General features: G+C 43.1%; 18 protein-coding genes and 2 rRNA genes. 8 read left to right on the plus strand and 12 right to left on the minus strand.

Annotated elements, in window-relative coordinates; genetic code table 11:
• Window positions 1–99: 99 nt before the first annotated feature.
• From msrA to JMW85_RS13600, 4 genes are all read left to right on the plus strand, one after another.
• On the plus strand, window positions 100–621 hold the full coding sequence (gene msrA, locus JMW85_RS13585) for a peptide-methionine (S)-S-oxide reductase MsrA (protein ID WP_045448022.1): 522 nt from the start codon (window positions 100–102) through the stop codon (window positions 619–621).
• 170 nt (window positions 622–791) lie between these two features.
• Window positions 792–1,445 (plus strand): thiopurine S-methyltransferase, encoded by a 654-nt coding sequence (gene tmpT, locus JMW85_RS13590; protein WP_201582113.1) that lies wholly within the window; start codon window positions 792–794, stop codon window positions 1,443–1,445.
• 81 nt (window positions 1,446–1,526) lie between these two features.
• Entirely contained in the window at window positions 1,527–2,240 is a 714-nt protein-coding gene (locus JMW85_RS13595) for a DUF1499 domain-containing protein (RefSeq protein ID WP_201582114.1), read from the plus strand.
• Between the two features lie 242 nt (window positions 2,241–2,482).
• Complete coding sequence (locus JMW85_RS13600; protein WP_201582115.1) at window positions 2,483–3,964, plus strand: lytic murein transglycosylase; 1,482 nt, start codon at window positions 2,483–2,485, stop codon at window positions 3,962–3,964.
• A gap of 137 nt (window positions 3,965–4,101) precedes the next feature.
• Here the strand turns inward: JMW85_RS13600 and JMW85_RS13605 are convergent, their stop codons facing one another.
• The 4 genes from JMW85_RS13605 to JMW85_RS13620 all read right to left on the minus strand — a co-directional run bounded on the left by JMW85_RS13605 (window position 4,102) and on the right by JMW85_RS13620 (window position 7,719).
• The gene (locus tag JMW85_RS13605; protein WP_045455583.1) at window positions 4,102–4,401 is read right to left on the minus strand and encodes a hypothetical protein; all 300 of its coding nucleotides are present in this window, start codon (window positions 4,399–4,401) and stop codon (window positions 4,102–4,104) included.
• Window positions 4,402–4,682: 281 nt separating this feature from the next.
• On the minus strand, window positions 4,683–5,681 hold the full coding sequence (locus tag JMW85_RS13610; RefSeq protein WP_201582116.1) for a DUF4062 domain-containing protein: 999 nt from the start codon (window positions 5,679–5,681) through the stop codon (window positions 4,683–4,685).
• Between the two features lie 180 nt (window positions 5,682–5,861).
• Window positions 5,862–6,869, minus strand: coding sequence for a glutamate racemase (gene murI / locus JMW85_RS13615; RefSeq protein ID WP_201582117.1), 1,008 nt, complete (start codon window positions 6,867–6,869; stop codon window positions 5,862–5,864).
• A 154-nt stretch (window positions 6,870–7,023) separates the two neighbouring features.
• Window positions 7,024–7,719: a DUF1285 domain-containing protein gene (locus JMW85_RS13620; protein WP_201582118.1), complete on the minus strand. Its 696-nt coding sequence runs from the start codon at window positions 7,717–7,719 to the stop codon at window positions 7,024–7,026.
• 725 nt (window positions 7,720–8,444) lie between these two features.
• Here JMW85_RS13620 and JMW85_RS13625 point away from each other — a divergent pair.
• Window positions 8,445–10,082, plus strand: coding sequence for an electron transfer flavoprotein-ubiquinone oxidoreductase (locus JMW85_RS13625; RefSeq protein ID WP_201582178.1), 1,638 nt, complete (start codon window positions 8,445–8,447; stop codon window positions 10,080–10,082).
• A 113-nt stretch (window positions 10,083–10,195) separates the two neighbouring features.
• Here the strand turns inward: JMW85_RS13625 and JMW85_RS13630 are convergent, their stop codons facing one another.
• Complete coding sequence (locus JMW85_RS13630; RefSeq protein ID WP_060491926.1) at window positions 10,196–11,692, minus strand: alanine/glycine:cation symporter family protein; 1,497 nt, start codon at window positions 11,690–11,692, stop codon at window positions 10,196–10,198.
• A 1,109-nt stretch (window positions 11,693–12,801) separates the two neighbouring features.
• Here JMW85_RS13630 and JMW85_RS13635 point away from each other — a divergent pair.
• From JMW85_RS13635 to JMW85_RS13645, 3 genes are all read left to right on the plus strand, one after another.
• Window positions 12,802–13,062 (plus strand): DUF4212 domain-containing protein, encoded by a 261-nt coding sequence (locus tag JMW85_RS13635; RefSeq protein ID WP_045448034.1) that lies wholly within the window; start codon window positions 12,802–12,804, stop codon window positions 13,060–13,062.
• A 4-nt stretch (window positions 13,063–13,066) separates the two neighbouring features.
• Entirely contained in the window at window positions 13,067–14,935 is a 1,869-nt protein-coding gene (locus JMW85_RS13640) for a sodium:solute symporter family protein (RefSeq protein WP_055125849.1), read from the plus strand.
• Window positions 14,936–15,295: 360 nt separating this feature from the next.
• The gene (locus JMW85_RS13645) at window positions 15,296–15,841 is read left to right on the plus strand and encodes a hypothetical protein (protein WP_201582119.1); all 546 of its coding nucleotides are present in this window, start codon (window positions 15,296–15,298) and stop codon (window positions 15,839–15,841) included.
• 76 nt (window positions 15,842–15,917) lie between these two features.
• Here the strand turns inward: JMW85_RS13645 and JMW85_RS13650 are convergent, their stop codons facing one another.
• From JMW85_RS13650 to JMW85_RS13680, 7 genes are all read right to left on the minus strand, one after another.
• Complete coding sequence (locus JMW85_RS13650; RefSeq protein ID WP_201582120.1) at window positions 15,918–16,529, minus strand: rhomboid family intramembrane serine protease; 612 nt, start codon at window positions 16,527–16,529, stop codon at window positions 15,918–15,920.
• A gap of 40 nt (window positions 16,530–16,569) precedes the next feature.
• On the minus strand, window positions 16,570–17,619 hold the full coding sequence (locus JMW85_RS13655; protein WP_201582121.1) for a 5'-nucleotidase: 1,050 nt from the start codon (window positions 17,617–17,619) through the stop codon (window positions 16,570–16,572).
• 333 nt (window positions 17,620–17,952) lie between these two features.
• Entirely contained in the window at window positions 17,953–19,242 is a 1,290-nt protein-coding gene (locus JMW85_RS13660) for a TRAP transporter large permease (RefSeq protein WP_045448043.1), read from the minus strand.
• Window positions 19,239–19,766 carry a TRAP transporter small permease gene (locus JMW85_RS13665; RefSeq protein ID WP_201582122.1) on the minus strand — a complete coding sequence of 176 codons (528 nt, stop codon included), beginning with the start codon at window positions 19,764–19,766 and terminating at the stop codon, window positions 19,239–19,241. Before JMW85_RS13665 ends, JMW85_RS13660 begins: the two co-directional genes overlap by 4 nt.
• A 17-nt stretch (window positions 19,767–19,783) precedes the next feature.
• A complete protein-coding gene (locus JMW85_RS13670) occupies window positions 19,784–20,845 on the minus strand; it encodes a TRAP transporter substrate-binding protein (protein ID WP_201582123.1) in 1,062 nt (353 codons plus the stop codon).
• Between the two features lie 360 nt (window positions 20,846–21,205).
• Window positions 21,206–21,320, minus strand: a 5S ribosomal RNA gene (rrf, locus tag JMW85_RS13675).
• A 191-nt stretch (window positions 21,321–21,511) separates the two neighbouring features.
• Window positions 21,512–24,372, minus strand: a 23S ribosomal RNA gene (locus JMW85_RS13680).
• Between the last annotated feature and the right edge of the window lie 225 nt (window positions 24,373–24,597).

The raw sequence follows: 24,597 nt of genomic DNA on the forward strand, positions 1-24,597 counted from the left end.
TGTTACTTATCGCGGTCAGATGCCCTGCTAAGCTAAATACGTATTGCTAAGTAAGTAACACTTGGCTCATATTTTATATTTATAAAAATAGGAAAAATTATGCAAACCATTATTTTGGGCGGTGGCTGTTTTTGGTGCACCGAATCGGTATTTTTATCCGTAAAAGGTGTGCAATCTGTCGTTTCAGGCTACATGGGCGGTGACGCTGTTTCTGCCAACTACGAAGCGGTCTGTAGTGGCAATACAGGGCACGTTGAAGTCATTAAAATCGAGTTCGATGACTCTATCGTCCCGTTAGAAGTGATACTTGATGTTTTCTTTGCCACCCATGATCCCACCACAATGGATCGTCAAGGCAATGACGTCGGTAGCCAGTACCGCAGCGTGGTTTTTTATACCGAAGAAAACCAGAAACCAACGATTGACCGCACTATCAACAAACTGCGCGATATGGGCGTCAATGTGGTCACCGAAGTACACCCTGCCGTTGAGTTTTATCAAGCAGAAGAGACCCATCAGGATTTCTTTAATAAGAATCCAGGACAAGGGTATTGCAACTTTGCCATACCGCCAAAGCTTGCCAAATTGCGTAAAGAGTTTAGTCAATATATGGTGAGCTAAACCACAAATGAAGATATTTTTTATTTAGAATAAAAAAATATCTTAGCATTTCATTATAGCCAAACGCTTATTGTATGAGCGTTTGGCTTTTTAACATCTTTAGCATTCTCACTCAAACAGTTATGATAGAAACAACTCAAATATAACCCTCAACGAATAAAGGCGAAGGTATGAACGCTGAATTTTGGCACAGCCGCTGGCAAGAGAAACGCATTGGCTTTAATCAGTCTGCGGTGAATCTATTATTAATAAATTACTTTAAGCAGTTAAACCTGCCAGCTGGTAGCCGTGTCTTTGTCCCTCTTTGCGGTAAATCGATTGATATGGCTTGGCTGGCAGCGCAAAGCTACGACGTCGTAGGCGTTGAATTGGTGGAAACAGCTGTACAAGCATTCTTTACTGAGCAAAATATCTCCCCTACTGTGCACCAGCATGTAGACAATTCAGCGATTAAATACTATCAAGGTCAGTTGTCAGGACAAACCATTACCTTATGGGTTGCTGATATTTTTGCACTGTCATCTGAGGATATCGGATCTGTAAAGGCGGTGTATGATAAAGCCGCATTGATTGCGCTGCCAGAAAATATGCGTACGAAGTATAGCGAGCATATACGTAAAATAAGTGGTCATGCACCACAATTTATCATCACTCTCACTTATGACCAAAGCAAAAAAGCGGGACCGCCGTTCTCTATCAGTAGCGAGCAAATACAGCAATATTATGGCGATAACTATCATATCAGCGAACTGACGAGTGAACTTACTTCTATAGGATCGGCACCTGAGCTAACAGCCTCTGAGCATGTTTGGCTATTGAAATGAGTGGTTAAAAAATGAAATAAGTCGTTAATAAAGCCGTTTGCGTAGCGATTAATCAGTACTAAATTATGATGGAGAAATTGAATGAAAATATTAGTTGGGCTGATAAGTTTAATCTCTATTTTACTAGCCACGCTCGCAGGTCCGCTGTACAAGTTTGGCTTAATCGATTTAGCGACTGCGTTTGCAGGGTTTAAGTTTGGTGTATTTACTGGTATCGCAGCATTGGTACTATTAGTCATACAGCTTTTATTTAAACGAGACACGGCTAGCATTGGTAGCGTATTAACATCAGCAGCGCTTGCTATCATTGCCATTGCTATTCCACTAAGCATGATGAATAGCGCTAAAAATGTACCGCCCATTCACGATATTTCAACCGACCTAGTGAATCCACCTGAATTTGTGGCCATTGCCCCACTGCGCGCTGACGCACCAAACCCAGTTGAGTATGCAGGTGTAGAGACTGCAACGCAGCAGCGTGCCGCCTACCCTGAATTACAAACATTACGCTATAGCCAGTCAAAATCTGAGTTGGTTGGGGCAACCAAACAAGCCATCGATAATTTAGGTTGGGAGCTTGTCAATATCGATGCGGATAAAGGCATCATTGAAGCGACAGATACGACTGCTTGGTTCGGTTTTAAAGATGATGTCGTCGTGCGTATCACGGATAACAGTAGTGAACGTCTAGTAGATATTCGTAGCAAGTCACGGGTTGGTGGGAGCGATTTGGGCAAAAATTCTGAGCGTATTCATGACTTTATTAATGAGTTGGATGGGGTTTTGGGCGAGTGATTAGATTAGGTTTTAAATGAAGTAGAAATGATTAATTGGATATTTTTAGCACTTTATCCATTTTAGCCTATCTATCCTAAATCTTAAACCCTCTCTCAACCTCACGCCATCGTCAATTTATAGTAACAGCTTACTTCGATACCTTTTCTTTACCCATGAGATTGGTTACTCTAAGTCCATACTGCACCAATCCGCTTTGCTTTCTCTTTTAATAACTATTTCAACGTTTATAGGATATTTTCATGCGTTTGACTCCAGTTTCTACTTTATCGTTACTCAGCCTTGCTGTTGGGCTGAGTTTTGCTAGCACTGCTCAAGCAGCCAAACCTCCAGCGCCAAACTTATCTAATGCCGAGTTTCAACAATGCTTAGACGGTTTGAAAAACTCTAGCAAATTTCGAGGGGTTGATAGCTCTACTTTTAATAACTATCGCCCTAGCCAGCCGGATCCTAGCGTGATTCAGTCATTGAATTATCAGCCAGAATTTCAAAAAGACGTTTGGGATTATTTATCTTCATTGGTCGATAAAGAGCGTGTAGAAGATGGCATCCGTGCCAAGCGCCAATGGGCGGATACGCTACGTCAAATTGAATCACGCTATGGCGTCAAAGCCGAGCACGTACTAGGTGTATGGGGTGTTGAGTCAAATTTTGGGCAGACATTGGGCAAAAAACCTTTGTTTGAGTCTCTAGCGACGCTGTCTTGTTTTGATCGCCGTCAGAGCTATTTCCAAGGTGAATACGCTAATGCGCTAAAAATCGTCCAAAACGGTGATATCGCGCCAAGTGATATGACTGGCTCATGGGCAGGCGCTTTTGGTCAAACGCAATTTATGCCAAGTACTTTTTTAGAGCTGGCAGTCGATTTTGATGGCGATGGTCGCCGTGATTTGGTCAATAGTGTGCCTGACGCGCTAGCCTCTACCGCAAACTTCTTAGATAAGCGCGGCTATCGCACGGGCGAGCCTTGGGGTTACGAAGTCAAGCTGCCCAGTGGATTTTGGGCAGCGTCTGACCGTAAAAACAAGAAGTCTATCAGCCACTGGCGCAATCAAGGTATCACGCTCGCCAATGGCAGTCCATTGCCAAACGATTTGAGTAGCGCTGGGTTATTATTACCCGCTAGCAAAGATGGTCCTGCTTTCTTAGTCGGTAAAAACTTTGATACGTTTTATTCTTATAATGCGTCAGAAAATTATGCATTGGCAATCGCCCATTTATCAGACTTAATCACTAAAGAGGACAGCAGCAAAACTGACTTTGTCACGGCATGGCCTACCGATGACCCTGGTATCAGTCGCCAGCAAGCCAAAGATATCCAGCAAGCGTTATTGAACGCGGGTTACGATATTGGTGGTGTTGATGGCATTATTGGCGACAATACCCGTATCGCGATTCAGCAATACCAATCTAGTCGGGGTATCTTGCCAGCGGATGGCCGCGCAGGACAGAAATTCTACCGCGCAATCATTGGAGATGCTGGAAACACAGTCCCGAAAAGCACGCAATACGGCAATCAATACGGACAGCCGTCGAATAGCCAGCCTTTAAACCCTGCCTCTGCTGATCGCATGGGACAGCTGATTCAGCAGCAAACGAGTACTCCTAATACTTACTCGACGCAGCCTTCTACACAATCACCTACCTCTGGTAACACACGCTATCGCCGTGTCATCGGTAGCGACGGTGTGGTGAAGCTCGTTCGTGTTGACGAAGGTTCTTAGTATTCCGCGGATGTATCTTAGGTTAAGCACATACTAGACTAAGTACGCCCTAGATTAAGCACATAAAAAAAGCCACGTTAATAATAACGTGGCTTTTTTCATAGGGTTTACTTTTTACTTTTTAGTCAATTTTTAACTTAAACGATCGGTGGTGGGTTCGGTTTACCATTATCACCATCCCAGTTCTCACGTGCTTTTTCATCTAGATCAGCAGGCGTTTTTGGTTCCCACTTGCCGTTTTCTTTCCAAGTAGCATCACCCCAATCAGCATCTTCTTCTTTTCTGTCCAAGTCTTTGTAAGCTTGGCTAGGGTCGATACCGCGACGTTTCATGTCCGCTACTTGCTCTTCTAATGTATGAAACTGCTCGGCAGCATGCATAGATTCTTCTAAGCCATCAAGCTCTTTTTTTAATGCATCGTTTTTAGCGTTACTCATCAGGTGCTCTCCTTAGTCAGTATTATTATGCGATTTATATGTATACAATATATACGTCAGTAATTTTAATATAAATAATGTATTTATTATCAATCTCTGATTAGTCTCAATATTACCAGTCTTAAATGGATTCACAACCGTTGACGCGTATGCTTTGTATTACAAAACGTAGTCACAGCCACACGTGTGCTCATTACAGCAGATAGGCTATGACTACTTTTAAATGAGGAAGGCAGGTTTTAAATGAGGAAGGCAGGAATATTATTAGTGCAAAATACGAATCATTGGGAGTTATGATGGACTTCGTTCAATAGATTTTTTGCATGAAAGGTCAGCTTCCAAAGTTCTTGCGAGACACGAGTGCCATAGGTTGTGAGCTGGATCCAGTTTGCACCCACTAGCTGACGTTGTAGCTGGTTCAAATCATCTTGAGAAATTTGGCAGCGCGAGACGGCATGGACATTCGGCATCTCTTTTTTGATGTCTTGCTCAGCTTTTGACGCTATCAAGCGATTCACAGCATTTTGCAAGCCATAGCTCGAAAAGGTCGCTGGTATTTTCATCAAGGCGATCAATATCTCTTGCCATGTCAAGGTCATGGGTCTGGTAACATCAGTCAGGTTGCCACCTGCATAAGCTTGAGCGCTATATTGAATATCAAAAGCTTCTAACAATACAATTGGCTTACTCACATCATCAGAGACGAATTCATCAGCAGGTGGGCTATTGTCCTTTAGCGTTTTGTCAGTAGACAATAGATCTGCAAACCGTTCCGCCACGGTTTGCTTGCTAAATTTAATCATTTCCTCATTGGCTCTCAGCCATCCACCAACGACCTGATGATTGGTCACTGTGTTATAGTAAGCTTGTACAAGTAATGGCTCAATATCCGTTTCTGTATCATAATAATATATCGTATTGTCCTGCCGAGTTACCGACTTAATAAATTCTTGCAGTTGACGACTGATACTCGCATCTGGATGATGATTTTTGATTAAGATGAGTAACGGTTTGAGCTTGGCTTTGGCATTCAAATAGCTCAAATGCATTTGGCTAACGCCATTCCTTTGCACGGTGCCATAACTGTCTCCAATGAGCATCAGTGCATAATCGCAGGAGTCAATACATTGTCGACCATATAGCGATGCTTTTGGCAATTGGCTCGACACATCGTAGGTCAAGAAAGCCCGCGACTGAAAAAATATCGCCAAGCTGTCCAAGACCAACAATTGATCATTGTCAGCGCATATGATGTGAATATGATAGCGACGGTTTGGCACAATCACCTCTAAGCTTAGGTCATGACATAGAATAATATGACATAGAATAATATGATATAAAATAGAGCACAAATATCTTGTGTTGCACAGCCTAGCATAATCTTATAAAAATAAGCTCAATTTATTTTTAATATATCAATATTATGGTTATGGGTTTGATATAAACACCTTTAGCGGCGCCTATTCAGAACAGTATTGCAAGATGGCGTCTTTGCCAAGCAAACGCGCTATTAAAGTACCCAGTTTATCATCGAACTTAGTCGCATAAAAAATCAATGGCGGTCGAATGACAACTTTTGTTTTGTCAGTTGTTTCTAAACAATGATTATCTGGGGTATTGTCAACCAATGCAGACAGCTGGTTTGCAGCCAATAGCTGCTTAACTCGCTCAGCAATGGCTTGTCCAGAATCAACGACCTGCATCGCCAATTGCTGCTGAGCAATCTCATCTAACAAAAACGTTTTGAAAAATGGATAGTGCGTACAGCCTAGTACCAATTGATCAACGCCATCATGAGCAAATAATGTGAGCTGCTGACGTAATCTTAAAGCAGTATCATCCTGCTCTGGCATTCCCGCCTCTACCCAAGGTACCAATTGCGGATCAAAATATTTGGTCACTACCGTATTGTTGGGTTTAGCAAAGTGATCGATGACCTCATTAAGCAATGTGCCATTCAAGGTAGCCTTAGTCGCTAAAACGACCACGCGACCAGTTTTGCTCGCCGATATGGCGGGCTTTAGCGCCGGGACTAATCCGACGATAGGCAGCTGCGGATAACGCCGTCTGGCTGTTTCCAAAGCATAGGCTGAGGCGCTATTACAAGCAATAACAATGAGCTTGCAGCCCTGCTCATACAACCAATCAACGGCTGTTAAAGTCAACGCTTCAATATCGGCGCTATCACGATTACCATAAGGCACATTTAAGGTGTCTGCATAATAGACATAACGCTCAGCAGGCAACTGCTGTGCCAAATGTAGATAAACTGACAGTCCACCGACACCAGAGTCAAACAATCCGATTGGCGCATTGCGCTTTTTATTATTTATAACTGTGCCAATATTCGTTTTATGGATGTCAGCTTTAGCATTAGTTGCACTCTCGACATGCTCAACATGTTTACCATCAAAGCTATCTGAGCGCATTTTCACCCTATTTAAGCTATTACCTGTAGTAATATCCATCACTACTCTACTGCCATTTTTATATACATATCGTCATCTTTATGCTGTTTGCTGTTTGCTGTTTGCTGTTTTGCATAATACAGTAATTATCTGGTGATTTATCGCTATCTAAGCAGTAAATCATTTGACAGATACATAGCTTTGAGCCCTTGCGTTAACTGGCTGGCATCGACAGCTCATAGGATTTTCCGCCACTTTGTAACGTCAGTATCGTCTCACCATTTTGCTCTGTCAATTCGCCAATTTCGGTCAAGTGATAAAAAGTATTACGCCCAATAAGTGCGTCCAAACCATTTCTAACGGGCATATAAGGACGTACCTGCATATCCATTGCTGCCTGCTGATCAATCGTATCATTGTCTGTAGGATTATACGCTTTTAATGTGATGGTGTGCTCATCATCTAAACGCACCACATCGCCAGTCGTCGTGGTAAATTCTAGCCAACGGTTATTGCCTTCGTTGACGATACCGACGTCATTGATTAATAAAGGGGCATCTTCAACTTGGATACGGATTTTCTGTACTGGCGTCTTCAAAAAATATTCAATGACACCATTATTATCTTCTTTCCATAAAATAGTCGCAAATAAGCTCACCAATGACTCTCTGGTCATTTGCCCTCCTTCATGCCACCACTCGCCATTTGCCTTTATGACCAGATCCATATCGGCCACATCTTTTGGGTGCCATTTATCCAATGGTGGGATGGCACGTCCTTCACGTTTGCCTACAGTAGACTTTAGATACTGACTGAGCGAATCCATATTACTTAGCTCAGATGGCACGTCTTTTGGCGGTTTAGCTGCCGATTCATCGTTTTGAATTATGTCTTCATTATTGTTATTCATCGTGTAATCCTTTACTTAGCATTCAAAGTTTGGCAAATCTATTATTACTATAAATTTTAGTTTCGGGTATGATGAAAACATATCATCTTAGCACCCTCATTAGTTCAATCTTACCTTAACATCGATACTCATAAATGCGTATCGTGTTTGTAGGACTTTTCTTTTATAATGAGTAACGATTTTTTATTGAAACAGTCAAGTGCGCGTTGTCTTAGTGACACATTTTATTAGCGGATATGTTGATCGCTTTTTATTCACTAGGTTTAACAGCAACGTTGTCAATTGATGCCGCAAAGACAGTTTCTGTCGAGCAGCCATATGTCTGAGTGAAATTAGCGCCGCAAGCCTTATTATGCAATTGTTAAGCTAATGATGCCCTGAGATAAGCCACTAAAAGTTTAGGAGTAGGTATGCAAGAGCAAGACAATCAAAAGCCAGTCGTCGACGGTGATAGCGTTCACACTGATGCACCAGTCGCGACAGATACGGCCAAGCTAGACACCACAAAGCCAGAGTCAACGACGCTGACCAAAGAAGCGCCAGCTGAAGAGATTGCTGTCGAAACCGCCGACCTCAAAAAAGCTGAGACCATTGAAACTGCGACAGAAGCAGCAGTCGAACCTGTCGCCGTGGATAAAGAGCCTGCCGAGAAAGTAGCGGTCGAAAAAACGCCTGAACCAGTAGTAGAACCTGTCGCGGCAGAGCCTGAGATTGAGCGCGAATCAATGGAATTCGACGTCATCATCGTCGGCGGCGGACCTGCGGGTCTATCTGCTGCGATTCGTCTGCGTCAGCTCGCTATCAAAGCTGGCAATGATGAGTTTATGGTTTGTGTGGTCGAAAAAGGTTCTGAGTTTGGTGCGCATACCTTATCAGGTGCTGTGATCGAACCACGCGCTTTGAACGAGCTGATACCAGACTGGAAAGAAAAAGGCGCGCCGCTTAATGTGCCAGCGACCGAAGATCGCTTTTATTATCTAAACTCAGCCACGCGCTCTACTAAAGTACCTGACTCGTTGATTCCAGGACCGATGCACAACAATGGCAACTATATTGTCTCATTGGGCAATGTGGTGCGCTGGTTGGCGGTACAAGCTGAAGAGCTTGAAGTCATGATGTTCCCAGGCTTCCCTGCAGATGATATTTTATATAATGATGACGGTTCTGTACGCGGTGTCTTGACGGGCGATATGGGTGTGGCTGCCAATGGCGAAGCCAAGCCTAGCTTTGAGCCAGGTTATGAGCTACTTGCTAAATACACTATTTTTGCCGAAGGCAGCCGTGGTCATTTAGGTAAGCGCTTAATCAGCCGTTTTGATCTTGATAAAGACTCAGATCCTCAGCATTATGGTATCGGTCTAAAAGAGCTGTGGGACGTAGCCCCTGAGAAACACGAGCAAGGCGTGGTCATGCACGGTCTTGGCTGGCCATTGACCGAAACAGGCTCTACTGGTGGCTGGTGGTTATACTTCGATGAAAACAACCAAGTAAGCTTTGGTCTTGTCGCTGACTTATCTTACCACAACCCATATATGTCGCCATTCGATGAGATGCAGCGCCTAAAGACCCATCCCGTCATCAAAAACGTATTGGAAGGCGGCAAGCGTATCTCTTATGGCGCACGTGCTTTGACCAAGGGTGGCTTAAACTCTCTACCGAAATTCACTTTCCCAGGTGGTGTCTTGGTTGGTGATGATGCTGGATTCTTGAACCCTGCTAAAATCAAAGGCACACACACATCGATGAAGTCAGGCATGCTAGCCGCCGAAGCTATCTTTGAGGCACTACAAGCTGATCGTCAGCATGATGAAGTCGTTGCTTATACCACCATGTATAAAGAGTCGTGGTTGTATCAAGACAACTATGAGTCACGCAACTTCTCGCCTGCAATACATCGCATGGGTCTGTTTATGGGCGGTGCTTTTACCTTTATCGAGCACAACTTATTAAAAGGTAAAATGCCGCTTACCTTACATGACAGCCTGCCAGATTATGATCAGTTAGAGCGTGCCAATCATGCTTTTCAGCCAACCTACCTCAAGCCTGATGGTAAACTGGTATTTGACAAGCTGTCATCGGTATTTATCTCTAATACCAACCATGCAGAAGACCAGCCGGTACATTTGAAACTGACTGATCCAACGGTACCTGTTTCAATTAACTTACCGCTATATGCTGAGCCTGCTCGTTTATACTGCCCAGCTGGTGTGTATGAAGTGGTAAAAGATGCCGAAGGAGCTAAGTTTGTGATCAATGCGCAAAACTGTGTGCATTGTAAAACTTGTGATATCAAAGATCCTTCACAGAATATCACTCGGGTAACGCCAGAAGGTGGCGGTGGCCCTAACTATCCTAATATGTAAATATAAACAATATTAGGATTAATCGCTGATACTAAAAACCGCCCTTATGAATTCATAAGGGCGGTTTTTTTAACTTCGAAACATGAGACAAGTGTATCTTTAATCAGGTGAGATTAATCTGTCCATGCATCACGATTGGCTTCGTTTTTCAGCTTCACAAAGTCATCAGGATTAAACTTGATTTGATCGCCAGTTTTACCTTCTTTAATCTGACGCTCGTAATCACGCAATATGCGCAGTGCTACGGGTGACAAGATTAAAATAGCCACTAAGTTAACGAGTGCCATTAGACCCATTGATAAGTCAGCGAAGTTCCATATGGCAGGAAGACTGGCAATAGCACCCACAAATACCATGCCAAGTACCATAAAGCGGAATATCATGATCATGACTTTAGCATTTTTGGCACCAGAGATGAATTCAAGATTTGACTCACCATAGCTATAATTGGCAATGATAGAGGTGAAAGAGAAGAAGAAAATAGCAATCGCAACGAAGATAACACCCATATCACCCACATATTGCGACAGTGCCAACTGAGTCAGCTGAATACCTTCTTGCTCAACACTAGGATCGACCACACCGGACAAAATAATAATTGACGCCGTTGCCGTACAAATGACAAGGGTATCCATAAACACACCCAGCATTTGCATAAATCCTTGCACCGCTGGATGATCGGGATGACTCTTCGCCGTTGCCGCCGCATTAGGCGCTGAACCCATACCCGCCTCATTTGAAAACAGACCACGCTTGATACCGTTAATCATTGCCTGAGCAATACCATAACCAATCACCCCGCCTGCTGCTTGCTCAAAACCAAATGCTGATTTAACAATTAACACAATCGCCGCTGGGAATTGACTAAAATTCGTCACGATAATGAACAAGGCTAATAGGATATAGAGAATCGCCATAACGGGTACGATTTTACCCGCGATACGAGCAACCGAGCGCAAACCACCGAATACCACTGGCGCAACTAATACAACCAATACCAAGCCTGTCATCCATGTTGGAACCCCAAATGCTTCGTTGGTCGCTTGTGCGATGGTATTTGACTGCACGCCATTAAAGGCTAAGCCGAACGCTACTAATAAGCATAATGAGAAAAATATCGCTAGCCAGCGCTGACCAAGACCTTTTTCGATATAATAAGCCGGTCCACCGCGGTAAACATTGTCATTGTGCGGCACTTTATAGGCTTGTGCTAATGTTGATTCGATAAAGCTGGTCGACATACCGACGATCGCAGTCATCCACATCCAAAACACTGCACCCGGACCGCCAAGGTAAATTGCGATTGCGACCCCTGCCAAGTTACCCGTACCGACCCGCGCCGCCAATGAGGTCATCAGCGCCTCAAATGAGCTGATGCCACCATCTTTACGCCCTTGATTGGACACACGCAATAGCTGCCACATATGCCCAAAGTGGCGAAACTGAATAAAACGTGTGGCAATGGTAAAATAAAGACCCGCACCAATCAGTACGAACATCAGTAATCCATACCAAGGGTTACTTGCAATTAGCCAATCATTGTTGCCCCAAATAATACTGACACCATAATTGACGATGCTATTAAACCAACCTGCTATCCCTTCACCCATACTGCTATCCTCTCACTTACATTTTATACTGCTAGTATATTTTATGGATTGATGTGATTAATGATATTTAAAAATGCTTACTAATCCCTCTGCCTACTCATGAAACAGTAAATATCTGATCAATATACTGGCAAAGTAAATCACTAACATCCTGTCGCTACATTTTAACTGACTAAAGATTATTTAACTATTTCAAACCTCTATTATAAAATAGAATAATTACGAACTTTTGTAAGTTATTTAGATAAAGATCAAAAAAATATTTTTTATATGAAATATTGAAGAAAACTTTTGAGACTAGGTACAACAATTAGATTTTAAAACGTATTCATATAAACACCATTCCAAAAAAAATAGTCACTGCCATAATATTTATTGAGTAAAATATTGGCTATATTTATAGAATGAATGACTTTTATTGCTAATAATGCTCTAATACCTCTATAAAACTAAATCCTTAATATAAATAAGGTTTTATCACAGCCCCTGAGTAGCGGCCGTTTTTTAGCTACTCTCTCTAACATAAGTTGACCATGGTTTCCATAAAGCAAACATTTAGTTACATAAAGTAAATAAAATTTATTTATTGTTAATTAAGTCAATATTGTATATATTCCCAATAAGTTCATAAATATTTCTTGCAATACTTATTGGCATGAATAATAAGTTGAAATATTAAGACAATATCATCAGGGATGATGAGCATAATAAGACAGAGGACTGTCAATCAATAACGACCCTCCTCCATAAATCCTCATCTCTATATACTATAAATCCAGTCATTCTATAGCCCATAAGTCTTGTTAGATGTTTAGGTTATAGTCGACCCACAGCCATATTTTACAATATAAATTTTTAGCAAAATCGAACCACAGAAAAGTATTTTTCATAGTGCTTTGATTAATAGAAATCTGCTTTTTTTTCGATAATATTGGGTTACTTACTACTGGTTGGTCATTCTGCTTTATCAGCCTATAAACTGATTTTAGGATTCGTTTATAGACAACGTATCGAACTGTCTTCCATCATGTGATACATGCTAAAGCAAAATAACTTGTCAGGCTCAAATCAGTAATCTTGTTTTTATGTTAGGCAAAAGGAGTTGTCCTATGGAAAACCACAACGATCCATCCGGTTATTGGCGTGCCAATGTCCGTCTCATTTTAGGTAGCCTATTTATTTGGGCGCTATGCTCATACGGGTTTGGGATTTTGTTACGTCCTCTCTTAGCAGGTATTAAAATCGGTGGTACCGACTTGGGCTTTTGGTTTGCTCAGCAAGGATCCATTGGGGTATTTATCGTTTTAATTTTCTTCTACGCTTGGCGTATGAATAAGTTAGATAAACAATACGGCGTAGACGAGGAATAGCCCCATGAGTCAATTTACGATTAATATTATTTTTGTAGGTCTATCTTTCGCTCTATACTTCGGTATTGCAATTTGGGCACGTGCTGGCACAACGAGTGAATTCTACGTAGCAGGCGGCGGTGTTCATCCTGTCGTCAACGGTATGGCAACGGCTGCTGACTGGATGAGTGCTGCGTCATTTATTTCGATGGCAGGTATTCTTGCCGCTGGCGGTTATGGCGCATCAACTTATTTGATGGGTTGGACAGGTGGTTATGTACTACTGGCAATGCTCCTAGCGCCTTATTTACGTAAATTTGGTAAGTTTACGGTACCTGACTTCATCGGCGACCGTTTTTATTCAAAAACGGCAGCAATGATTGCCGTAATTTGTTTGATTATCGCCTCAACCACATACGTTATCGGTCAGATGACAGGTGCCGGTGTCGCTTTCTCACGCTTCTTGGAAGTTGAAAACACGACTGGTCTCCTGATTGCTGCGGTTGTTGTCTTCTTCTATGCTGTACTTGGTGGTATGAAAGGGATTACTTATACGCAGGTAGCGCAGTATGTAGTTCTAATGATTGCATATACCATTCCTGCTGTTTTCATCTCACTTGAGTTAACAGGCAATCCAATTCCAGGTTTGGGCTTGTTTTCAAACCATGTGGAAGCAGGCGTTCCTATCTTAACCAAGCTAGATCAGGTGGTTACTGATTTGGGTTTCACGGCTTATACTGCTGATGTCCCTAACAAACTAAACATGGTGCTATTTACCTTATCACTCATGATCGGTACAGCAGGTCTACCACACGTTATCATTCGCTTCTTCACCGTACCTAAAGTCGCTGATGCGCGTTGGACAGCTGGTTGGACATTGGTATTTATCTCGCTATTATACTTCACTGCTCCTGCCGTAGGTGCAATGGCACGTTTAAACCTGATTGATACGATTTATCCACAAGGGGTAGCAGAAGCACCTATAAACTATGATCAACGTCCAGACTGGATGAAGACATGGGAAGATACCGGTCTTATTAAGTATAATGATCTTAATAATGATGGTCGTATCCAAATGTACAACGACAGTGGACTTGGTGCCGCTGAGCTTGCCTTGAGTGCTGCACAAGCGGATGGTGGCGATGTAGCCGCTGCCACTGCAGCCGTAGAGACTGCACGTGTCGCACAGGATCTAGAACTTGATGGACGCTTTACCGCAGCAGGCTGGAAAGGTAATGAGCTGGATGTCAATGCCGATATCTTAGTATTGGCTAACCCAGAAATTGCGAATCTTCCACCATGGGTTATTGGTCTTATCGCCGCAGGTGGTTTGGCAGCAGCGCTCTCAACAGCAGCAGGCCTACTACTCGCTATTTCGTCAGCGATCAGTCATGACTTGATTAAACGAAACCTTAATCCAAACATTACTGATAAAGGCGAATTGAGAGTTGCGCGTATTACGATGGGTGTTGCGATTGTAGTTGCTACTTGGTTAGGAATAAATCCACCAGGGTTTGCCGCACAGGTAGTCGCATTAGCATTCGGTATCGCTGGTGCATCGCTCTTCCCTGCACTGATGATGGGTATTTTCTCTAAACGGATCAATAATGTTGGTGCCATCGCTGGTATGCTAACAGGTCTGATTAGCATCCTTGTTTATATCTTTGTCTTTAAAGGTTGGTTCTTCATTAGCGGTACAGCGAACTTCCCTGATACGGCAGAGTATTGGTTATTTGGTATCTCACCACTATCATTTGGTGCGATTGGGGCATTGCTTAACTTTATCGTAGCGTTTGCTGTCTCTTATGCTACTGCTCCGCCACCATTACACATTCAAGAGTTGGTTGAAAGTGTCCGCTCTCCACGTGGCGCAGGCGGTGCAGTCGACCACTAAGTGTATAAATGAGAATATATCTTCAGTTACTATATATCACTCACAGGCAGTAGCTGCTTGTGAGTGATTTTTTTATCTTTTATTTATTATAAAAAATGTTAGATTTTTGCTTTATTGAATATACTTTATTAACTATGCTTAGGGCCTGTTCTCAATTAAATCGATTACCCTCTAAATGGGCTAAAAATGGCTAAATTTTGCCAACCATCGTTAAATAGCTTATCAATATCTCGATATTATTTTCGCTACTTTCCTTGTTTGACGGCAATTTATCTCATTTTTATGACCATTTTTAAAATGAGGACACGCCCTAGTTAAAAGCGCTCAACTAAAAGTGCTTAACGCATTAAGGAAGATTTTATGCTTTTTGAGTTTATCGCTACCATTGCTGCCGCATTTGGCATGGCTGGTCTGGCACTCATTATAACTCACCTCAGTAAACTGGCTGGCAAACGCGCACCAAAGTGGCTTATTCCTTTGTTTGCTGCGATTGGTATGTTTGCCTTTCAAATACACCAAGAATATAACTGGTATGGTCAGCAAGTGAGCAAGTTACCAGCAGGCGTGCAAGTCGTCAAAGTAGCAAAAAGCACCGAGTGGTTTCGCCCATGGTCTTATGTCAAACCGCAAATATTACGTTTTATCGCTGCCGATACCGCCAACGCTAGCGTGCAGGTAGACAATCCAGATGTATATTTGGTTAATTTATATCTGTTTGAAAGACGCAGAAGTGTGCAGAAAGTACCACAAGTTATAAACTGTCGTATTCCTGCGCGTGCCGATTATGTCATCCCCGAAAAAGACAGTAAGCTAACGATTGATGAACATGTGAGGCAAACAACAGCATGGCGAGAGTTGGCAACAGATGACCCGTTGTTCATTAGTATTTGTACTGGTAAAAGCTAACCTCCTCATAAATATGCAAATACAACCCTGCTAAAATATTTGATTACTAAGGGATTTAAGACGGCTTATATTATATTCATGTATTCAATTGCGCTGAAGTTGCGGTATAAGTATGCTTAGAATTAGCGCCTAACAGCAATCCAGCGCATAGACCACCGAAGTGCGCCGCAAACGAGATACCTTGTTGCGGCATCAATCCTTGCTTGATGGTCAACCAATAGCCAGTACCCATGACAATACAGGCAATCAAATAACCCCAACGCCGCGCAAATACAGCACCGCCTATCATATAGCCGAGCATCGCGAAGCATAATCCTGATGCGCCAACATGAATTGACAATGGCGAGCCAATGATCCAAGTGACCAATCCAGATGCGATAATGAGCTTAATCACTGTTCGATAAGCATTCTTCTCAAACAATCCAAACAAAAATAAAATCTGTAACAACGTCAAAGTGTTACCAAGCAAATGTGAAAAATTGCCATGCATCGTCCATGACGCAAACACTCCAATCATGCTGCCCACATCCAAGGCACGAGGTACAATCCCAAAGATATTCCACATACCAAATAATGCCACTTCATTTAAAAAAAACATGCCCCACATCGGTATTAATACAAAAGCATATAAGCCTATAACCTGCTTTATTCGTATCATAATCAAGCTAAGCAGCTGCTGCCAATTCATATAATGCCCTATTCTTTTAATCTATGTTTTTAGCGATATTTTAATGACTCAGCGTAGTAGTGGAGCGTGTTACAGGTGTAAAATCTAACAATGCAGCCTCTTTGTCAGTCATCAAATAACTGTCACTATGTAATAACGACGTCGAGTGATAAGGCACCAAAGCGGTGGGCACAAAACGACGAGCGGCATCGATATGTTTGATAGAATCATCAAAAAAGATATGAGGTGCAAATGTTCTAAGTACAGCTGTTTTTTCTAAACCTCCTAAGAAAAACGCCATATCAACATTGACGCCCCACTCTCGCAATGTCTTAATCGCACGCAGATCAGCGGGTGCGTTGCGAGCTGTCACCAATGCAATCTTTATTGGAGAATACTTGAGACCAGCGGGTAGACGTTCCTGTAAATTTGATAGTTTAATCAACAATTCAGCATAAGGGCCTTTTTCAATGGGTAAATCACGCATCTGTATTTCGCGATCGTGAAAAGCACGCAGTCCTTTTTGCTTGTACAGCAGTTCACCTGAATCATCAAACAGCACCGCATCACCATCAAAAGCAATACGTAGCTGATCAGTATCTAACTCATAGGTATTGATGGGGGTTGCATCGAGTATCGCACAAGCGCAGATATTGGCATCAGCCACTTGCTGGGCATCTTCGCGATTGGTCGTCAAAAATAGATCGACGTTGAAGTCTTTAATATAAGGAGCAACAGGACTGCCTGAAATAAATGCCGAGCGTGAGATAGTCAGCTCATGCTCAAGAATGGCATTGAGGACTTGAATGCCCGTATCTGGACTACTCTTTGAAACAATGACCACTTCCACCAAAGGTGTCTCAACCTCTAAATCTTGCATGCCATCATTGCAATAATTATTCAGATTTAATAGAGCTTTAATTAATGGATAACCAGCACCAATGCTGAGAGCATCGTTCTCACGCTTGGTCATATAATCTCGAAACTCTTTTATGGCGCTTACAGGTCTCTGCTCTAGCAGCTCTAGCAAATAATTTTCTGATTCGGTTAAATCAAAAAGTGCCGTTGCAGAAATCGCGACGATGAGCGTATTACTAAAATCGACTGCCATGATTTTCTCTATTTATAAAGTTATCTATTCGGAAATGCCAACCAGTTTACTACATTCACAAGCCCTTAGAATGATAAGAAAAGTTATCCACGTATAATGTCATTTAGTATAAAAACCACCTTCTAAGTAATCCAAATGACCGCTCAAAAAATGTCTCATAATGTGACTTTATATGCCTTTATGTGGAATAATTTAACCATAGAATTGTTATGTCGACTTTTTCTTTTATCATAAAAAAGCCATATTGTTATGAAAACAATATGGCTCTATTAATGAACAATACAAATGAACGACGAAGCTATGATTTTCTAAGCTTACTTTTATCAATAGCGCTTACGTTAGCAGCACTAAAGATATCGCTGGAAAGGCGACCAAAATAACCAGTCGAATCAGATCAGAGACAATAAACGGTGCGACCCCGCGGAACATATCAGACAGCTTAATATGCGGTGCCATTGCCTTAATGACAAAGATATTCATCCCCATCGGCGGCGTAATCAGTCCAAGCTCTACTGTCAATACAGCGATGATACCAAACCATACGGGATCAAACCCTAACGCCACAATGATTGGATATACCACTGGAATGGTAATGACCAGCATCGCCAAAGCATCCATGAACAACCCTAAGAGGAAGTACATGATTAAGATACAGATCAGTACAATCATCGGGCTAACTGCTAATGTACCAATCCAAGTCGCTAGCGTATAAGACAAGCGTGAAACGGAGATAAAGTAACCCAAGGCTTCTGCACCCAGCAGCATAAAGAACACCACCGCTGATAATGCAAGCGTTTCAATCAAAGATTGCTTTAGACCTTTTATACGCATGCCTTTGGCAAAAGCATAAGCCCAAGAAACAAACGCACCGACTGCTGCTCCTTCTGTCGGAGTAAATAACCCAAAGAAAATACCAGCGATAATCACAATAAAAATAAAGCTAAATGGTATGAGTCCCGTCAATGACAGCAGCTTGGCTTTCCAAGAAGTAGGCTCACCGCGACGCGCTAAATGCGGCTTCCAGCGTACCATAATCATAACAGTGATTGAATACATCACCATGCCCAAAATCCCAGGCAAGAAACCAGCGATGAACATGTCACCGACTGACTGCTGGGTTAAGATGGCATAAACTAGTAGCGCAATGCTAGGCGGAATCATAATACCTAACGTGCCACCCGCTGCTAAAATACCACAGGCAAAACCTGGTTGATAACCATATTTCTCCATTTGTGGCAGCGCAACCTTGGTCATAGTGGACGCTGTGGCTAGGGATGAGCCTGAGATAGAAGCAAAAATACCAGACGATCCTATGCCAGCGATACCCAAACTGCCCCTCACTCCACCAAAAATAGTTCGGGTAGCTTCAAATAATTTCCCTGCCATCCCTGAATGAGTGGCAAACACTCCCATTAAAATAAATAAGGGAATCGCACTAAAGTCATATTTGGCTAGCACATCTACCGGAATATCTTTGAGCATTTGCAGTGCACCACTGGGCGCCGTCACTGCGCCAAAACCAACCAATCCAACACCTAACATGGCAAGCGCCACTGGAACTCGCAGGACAACAAGCAGGATCATGACGATTAAGCCGATAGCTCCAATAATTTCTGGACTCATGCGCCTGTCTCCTCGGCGTCAAAGAACTCGCCCGTTTTAAAGATATTGATGGATTCGATTAATGAGCGAATGGCGAGTAAGAGACTTAAAAATGCACTAAATGCATAGATGGGCATCATTGATAATCGAAGGTCTTGAGTGACTTTACCGTATTCTGTGGCATCAACAGCACTCTCATAAAGCCCCCAAGCAAAAACGATACCGATGATAAAAAAGCCCATCATAAAGACGCCCATCATATAACCTTTAATGGCTTGCGGCATTTTTTGGGTAAAGACATCAACGATGATTTGTGAGCGTTCGACGAAAGCGCCAAAGGCAGCAAGTAAAGCAAAGAGCATGAAGTAAGAGACGATCTCTACACTGCCTTTAACGGTAAAGCCAAACTCGCCACCAGTCAGCTTAAAAATATAACGAGCAGTCACATCGAACATCGTTGTGAGAACAATAATAATAAGACTGATACCACCGATAAACTGGCATAATCTAGAGATTAGAATACTTATTTTTACTAAAAATGCCATGTGACACCTCCAATGGGTTATACCACTTTACAAGCAGCACTGGCAGCTTTTGCTTTCTCATAGACACTATCAGCATCTAAACCCAAAGCATTGACATCACTTAGATATTTTTTAGTACCCTTTTCAAGTGGTCCTTTCCAATCAGGATCATTCAATGGATCAGGAATTTCAACGATCTCATCGCCTTTAGCTTTAGCAGCTTGAATGGCCATTTGATCATGCTTATCAAACACTTCACCAACTTTATTAGCCAATGCCATTCCTGAGTTTTTATCCAACACTTGCTTTAAATCATCAGGTAAGTTGTTATATTTATCCTTATTCATAGTAACCATCAGCGCCGAACTATAAAAAGGAATGTTGGTATGATATTTGGTGATTTCGTCAATTTTGAACGCTGTTACGGCTTCCCATGGAAAACTCAACCCATCGACGACGCCGCGCTGTAGCGAGGTATACATATCATTAGCAGGCAATCCTACTGGTGATGCCCCAGCGCTTTCGATAATATCACCTGCGACTGCAGAAGGGCGTCGGATGCGCATACCTTTCATGTCTTCAGGAGTCCGAATCAACTTATCCGTAGTATGCAGTGAGCCAGGCCCAGCGCCATACATGAATAGTAGATGTGAGTCTTCATACTCACTAGCAAGCGTGCCATCCTCATAAAGAGTCTGAAGCATACAACCCATTTGAGTCGCTGAGTTTGATAAACCAGGAAGTTCAGTGATTTGAGTTAAAGGAAAACGACCACTGGTATAACCATGTGCTTGTGAGCCGATATCTATCGTACCTTTAGCAGCAGATTCGTACGTAACATCTGCTTTGGCAAGACCCGCGGAAGGATACAACTCTACTTTTAAGCGACCATTAGAATCTGTCTCTATTTGCTTGACCCAAGGTTCAAAAACCTCTGTGCTAATAGAAGAGGTTGCTGGCCAAAAGTGAGAGAAGCGTAAAACGGTTGTTTCTTGAGAGTTTGCTGATGAGCCATCAGACGTGTTAGCAGATTGGTTAGAGCAGCCTAAAAGACTAACAGCCGCTAAGACACCAATTGAAAAAAGAGGAGCTAGCTTCATTATCAATTCCTTTTGATAATCGTGAAAATAGGAGTAATACATCACTGGTAAATAATCCAATCTATACCAGATGTAATAATTTACAAGTTTTAAATATATCTTTTACATACCTGTAATAAAAATCTATTTTAAAATTAGCAGCTATAATGAGATAAGTCAAATCATTTTGATGGTAGGACTAAAAATATATTCATAAAATTGCATAGCAATTAAACAAAAAAATCTTCAATTCAAATAGAAAATACACTTATAGAGTGTTAATTCTAAAAGTAAGTGAGATTAAGCATAACTTAATCTCAAACCCACGAAAAAGAAAACCCCCTTCTGCTTATGCAGAAGGGGGTTTTACTTTGAATAGAGAGCTGACGATGACCTACTCTCACATGGGCGAACCCACACTACCATTGGCGCAATGATGTTTCACTTCTGAGTTCGGGAAGGGATCAGGTGGTGCCATCATGCTATTGTCGTCAGCAAAGGGGGTTAGATATGAGTCTGTTATTTTTATTGTTTGACTATAAGTGTTTAGTTTATGGTCGATCAACTTGCAACCTAACTGAATCAAGGTTAAAGGTGATATCGAAATATTCTTTCTTTTATTCTATAAGCTTTCGCTTATACAAGATAGATTAATTAGAGCTTTCATACAAACCACTTGGGTGTTGTATGGTCAAGCCAAACGAGCAATTAGTACAGGTTAGCTACATGCATCGCTGCACTTCCACACCCTGCCTATCAACGTCGTAGTCTTCAACGGCTCTTTAGGGAAATCTAATCTTGAGGTGGGCTTCCCGCTTAGATGCTTTCAGCGGTTATCCCATCCGAACGTAGCTACCGGGCAATGCCACTGGCGTGACAACCCGAACACCAGAGGTTCGTCCACTCTGGTCCTCTCGTACTAGGAGCAGATCCTCTCAAATTTCCAACGCCCACGGTAGATAGGGACCGAACTGTCTCACGACGTTCTAAACCCAGCTCGCGTACCTCTTTAAATGGCGAACAGCCATACCCTTAGGACCTGCTTCAGCCCTAGGATGAGATGAGCCGACATCGAGGTGCCAAACACCGCCGTCGATATGAACTCTTGGGCGGTATCAGCCTGTTATCCCCAGAGTACCTTTTATCCGTTGAGCGATGGCCCTTCCATACAGAACCACCGGATCACTAAGACCTACTTTCGTACCTGCTCGACTTGTGGGTCTCGCAGTTAAGCGCGCTTTTGCCTTTATACTCTACGACCGATTTCCGACCGGTCTGAGCGCACCTTCGTACTCCTCCGTTACTCTTTAGGAGGAGACCGCCCCAGTCAAACTACCCACCATACATTGTCCTCGGTATTGTTATACCTGAGTTAGAACCCCAACATGACCAGGGTGGTATTTCAAGATTGGCTCCACCGAGACTAGCGTCTCGGCTTCAAAGCCTCCCACCTATCCTGCACAAGTCAGGTCAAAGTTCAATGTAAAGCTGTAGTAAAGGTTCACGGGGTCTTTCCGTCTAGCCGCGGGTACACAGCATCTTCACTGCGATTTCGATTTCACTGAGTCTCTGCTGGAGACAGCGCTGCCATCATTATGTCATTCGTGCAGGTCGGAACTTACCCGACAAGGAATTTCGCTACCTTAGGACCGTTATAGTTACGGCCGCCGTTTACTGGGGCTTCGATCAAGAGCTTCGCTTACGCTAACCCCATCAATTAACCTTCCAGCACCGGGCAGACATCACACCCTATACGTCCACTTTCGTGTTTGCAGAGTGCTGTGTTTTTAATAAACAGTTGCAGCAGCCTGGTATCTGCGACTGCCAACAGCTCAAGGAGCGTGTCCTATCACCATCAGCAGCGTACCTTCTCCCGAAGTTACGGTACCATTTTGCCTAGTTCCTTCAGCAGAGTTCTCTCAAGCGCCTTGGTATTCTCTACCTGATCACCTGTGTCGGTTTAGGGTACGATTCGTTTATAACTATTGCTTAGAAGCTTTTCCTGGAAGCATGGTATTTGCCACTTCACTGTACAAGTACAGCTTGCTATCAGATCTCAGCCATGTTGTAGCCCGGATTTACCTAAGCCACAAGCCTACATCCTTTCACCTGGACAACCAACGCCAGGCTGACATAACCTTCTCCGTCCCTCCATCGCATTATAAACAAGTATCGGAATATTAACCGATTTCCCATCGACTACGCCTTTCGGCCTCGCCTTAGGGGTCGACTCACCCAGCCCCGATTAACGTTGGACTGGAACCCTTGATCTTCCGGCGTGCGAGCTTTTCACTCGCATTATCGTTACTCACGTCAGCATTCGCTCTTGTGATACCTCCAGCATGCCTTACGACACACCTTCACAGGCTTACACAACGCTCCCCTACCACTTGAAAACAAATTCAAATCCGCAGCTTCGGCTCCTAGTTTGAGCCCCGTTACATCTTCCGCGCGGGCCGACTCGACTAGTGAGCTATTACGCTTTCTTTAAAGGATGGCTGCTTCTAAGCCAACCTCCTAGCTGTCTATGCCTTCCCACCTCGTTTCCCACTTAACTAGGAATTTGGGGCCTTAGCTGGCGGTCTGGGTTGTTTCCCTCTCCACAATGGACGTTAGCACCCACTGTGTGTCTCCCGGATATCACTCATCGGTATTCGGAGTTTGCATCGGTTTGGTAAGTCGGTATGACCCCCTAGCCGAAACAGTGCTCTACCCCCAATGGTGTTCGTCCGAGGCGCTACCTAAATAGCTTTCGGGGAGAACCAGCTATCACCGAGTTTGATTAGCCTTTCACCCCTATCCACAAGTCATCCCCTGGCTTTTCAACGACAGTGGGTTCGGTCCTCCGGTGCCTGTTACGGCACTTTCAACCTGCTCATGGATGAATCACTCGGTTTCGGGTCTATACCCTGCAACTAAACGCCCTATTAAGACTCGGTTTCCCTACGGCTCCCTAAACGGTTAACCTTGCTACAGAATATAAGTCGCTGACCCATTATACAAAAGGTACGCGGTCACCCTAATAAATTAAGGCTCCCACTGCTTGTACGCACACGGTTTCAGGTTCTATTTCACTCCCCTCACAGGGGTTCTTTTCGCCTTTCCCTCACGGTACTGGTTCACTATCGGTCAGTCAGGAGTATTTAGCCTTGGAGGATGGTCCCCCCATCTTCAAACAGGATTTCTCGTGCCCCGCTCTACTTAATATGTTAACGCTAATGTTTCGAATACAGGACTATCACCTACTACGGTCAGCTTTCCCACGCTGTTCTTCTACATTAGCATTAATCGGCTTCTCCCCGTTCGCTCGCCGCTACTAGGGAATCTCATTTGATGTCTATTCCTAAGGGTACTGAGATGTTTCACTTCCCCTCGTTCGCTTCTTGTACAAGTACAAGATACCTACCTTATGGTAGGTGGGTTTCCCCCATTCAGAAATCTCCGGATCACAGGATATTGCCGCCTCCCCGAAGCTTATCGCAGGCTGTCACGTCTTTCATCGCCTCTGACTGCCAAGGCATCCACCATGTGCGCTTCATTACTTGACCATACAACCCCAAGTAGTCTCGACTTTAAATAAGTGTTGACTTCAAAGTGTCATAAGATCTAATTATGATAACGATATCACCTATGTTTTACGCTTGATTCAGTTCTCTTTACTTTTTTAATCACTCACCCCTGGGATAACAACTGATGTCGTTAAGAGGTGAGTGATTAAGGTTAGGAAGTGCGCGTGAACACGCCCCTCCTAACCCAGACTCATATCTATGTTT

This window comes from Psychrobacter glacincola (genome assembly GCF_904846075.1).
In the GTDB taxonomy this organism is placed as follows: Bacteria; Pseudomonadota; Gammaproteobacteria; order Pseudomonadales; family Moraxellaceae; genus Psychrobacter; species Psychrobacter glacincola_C.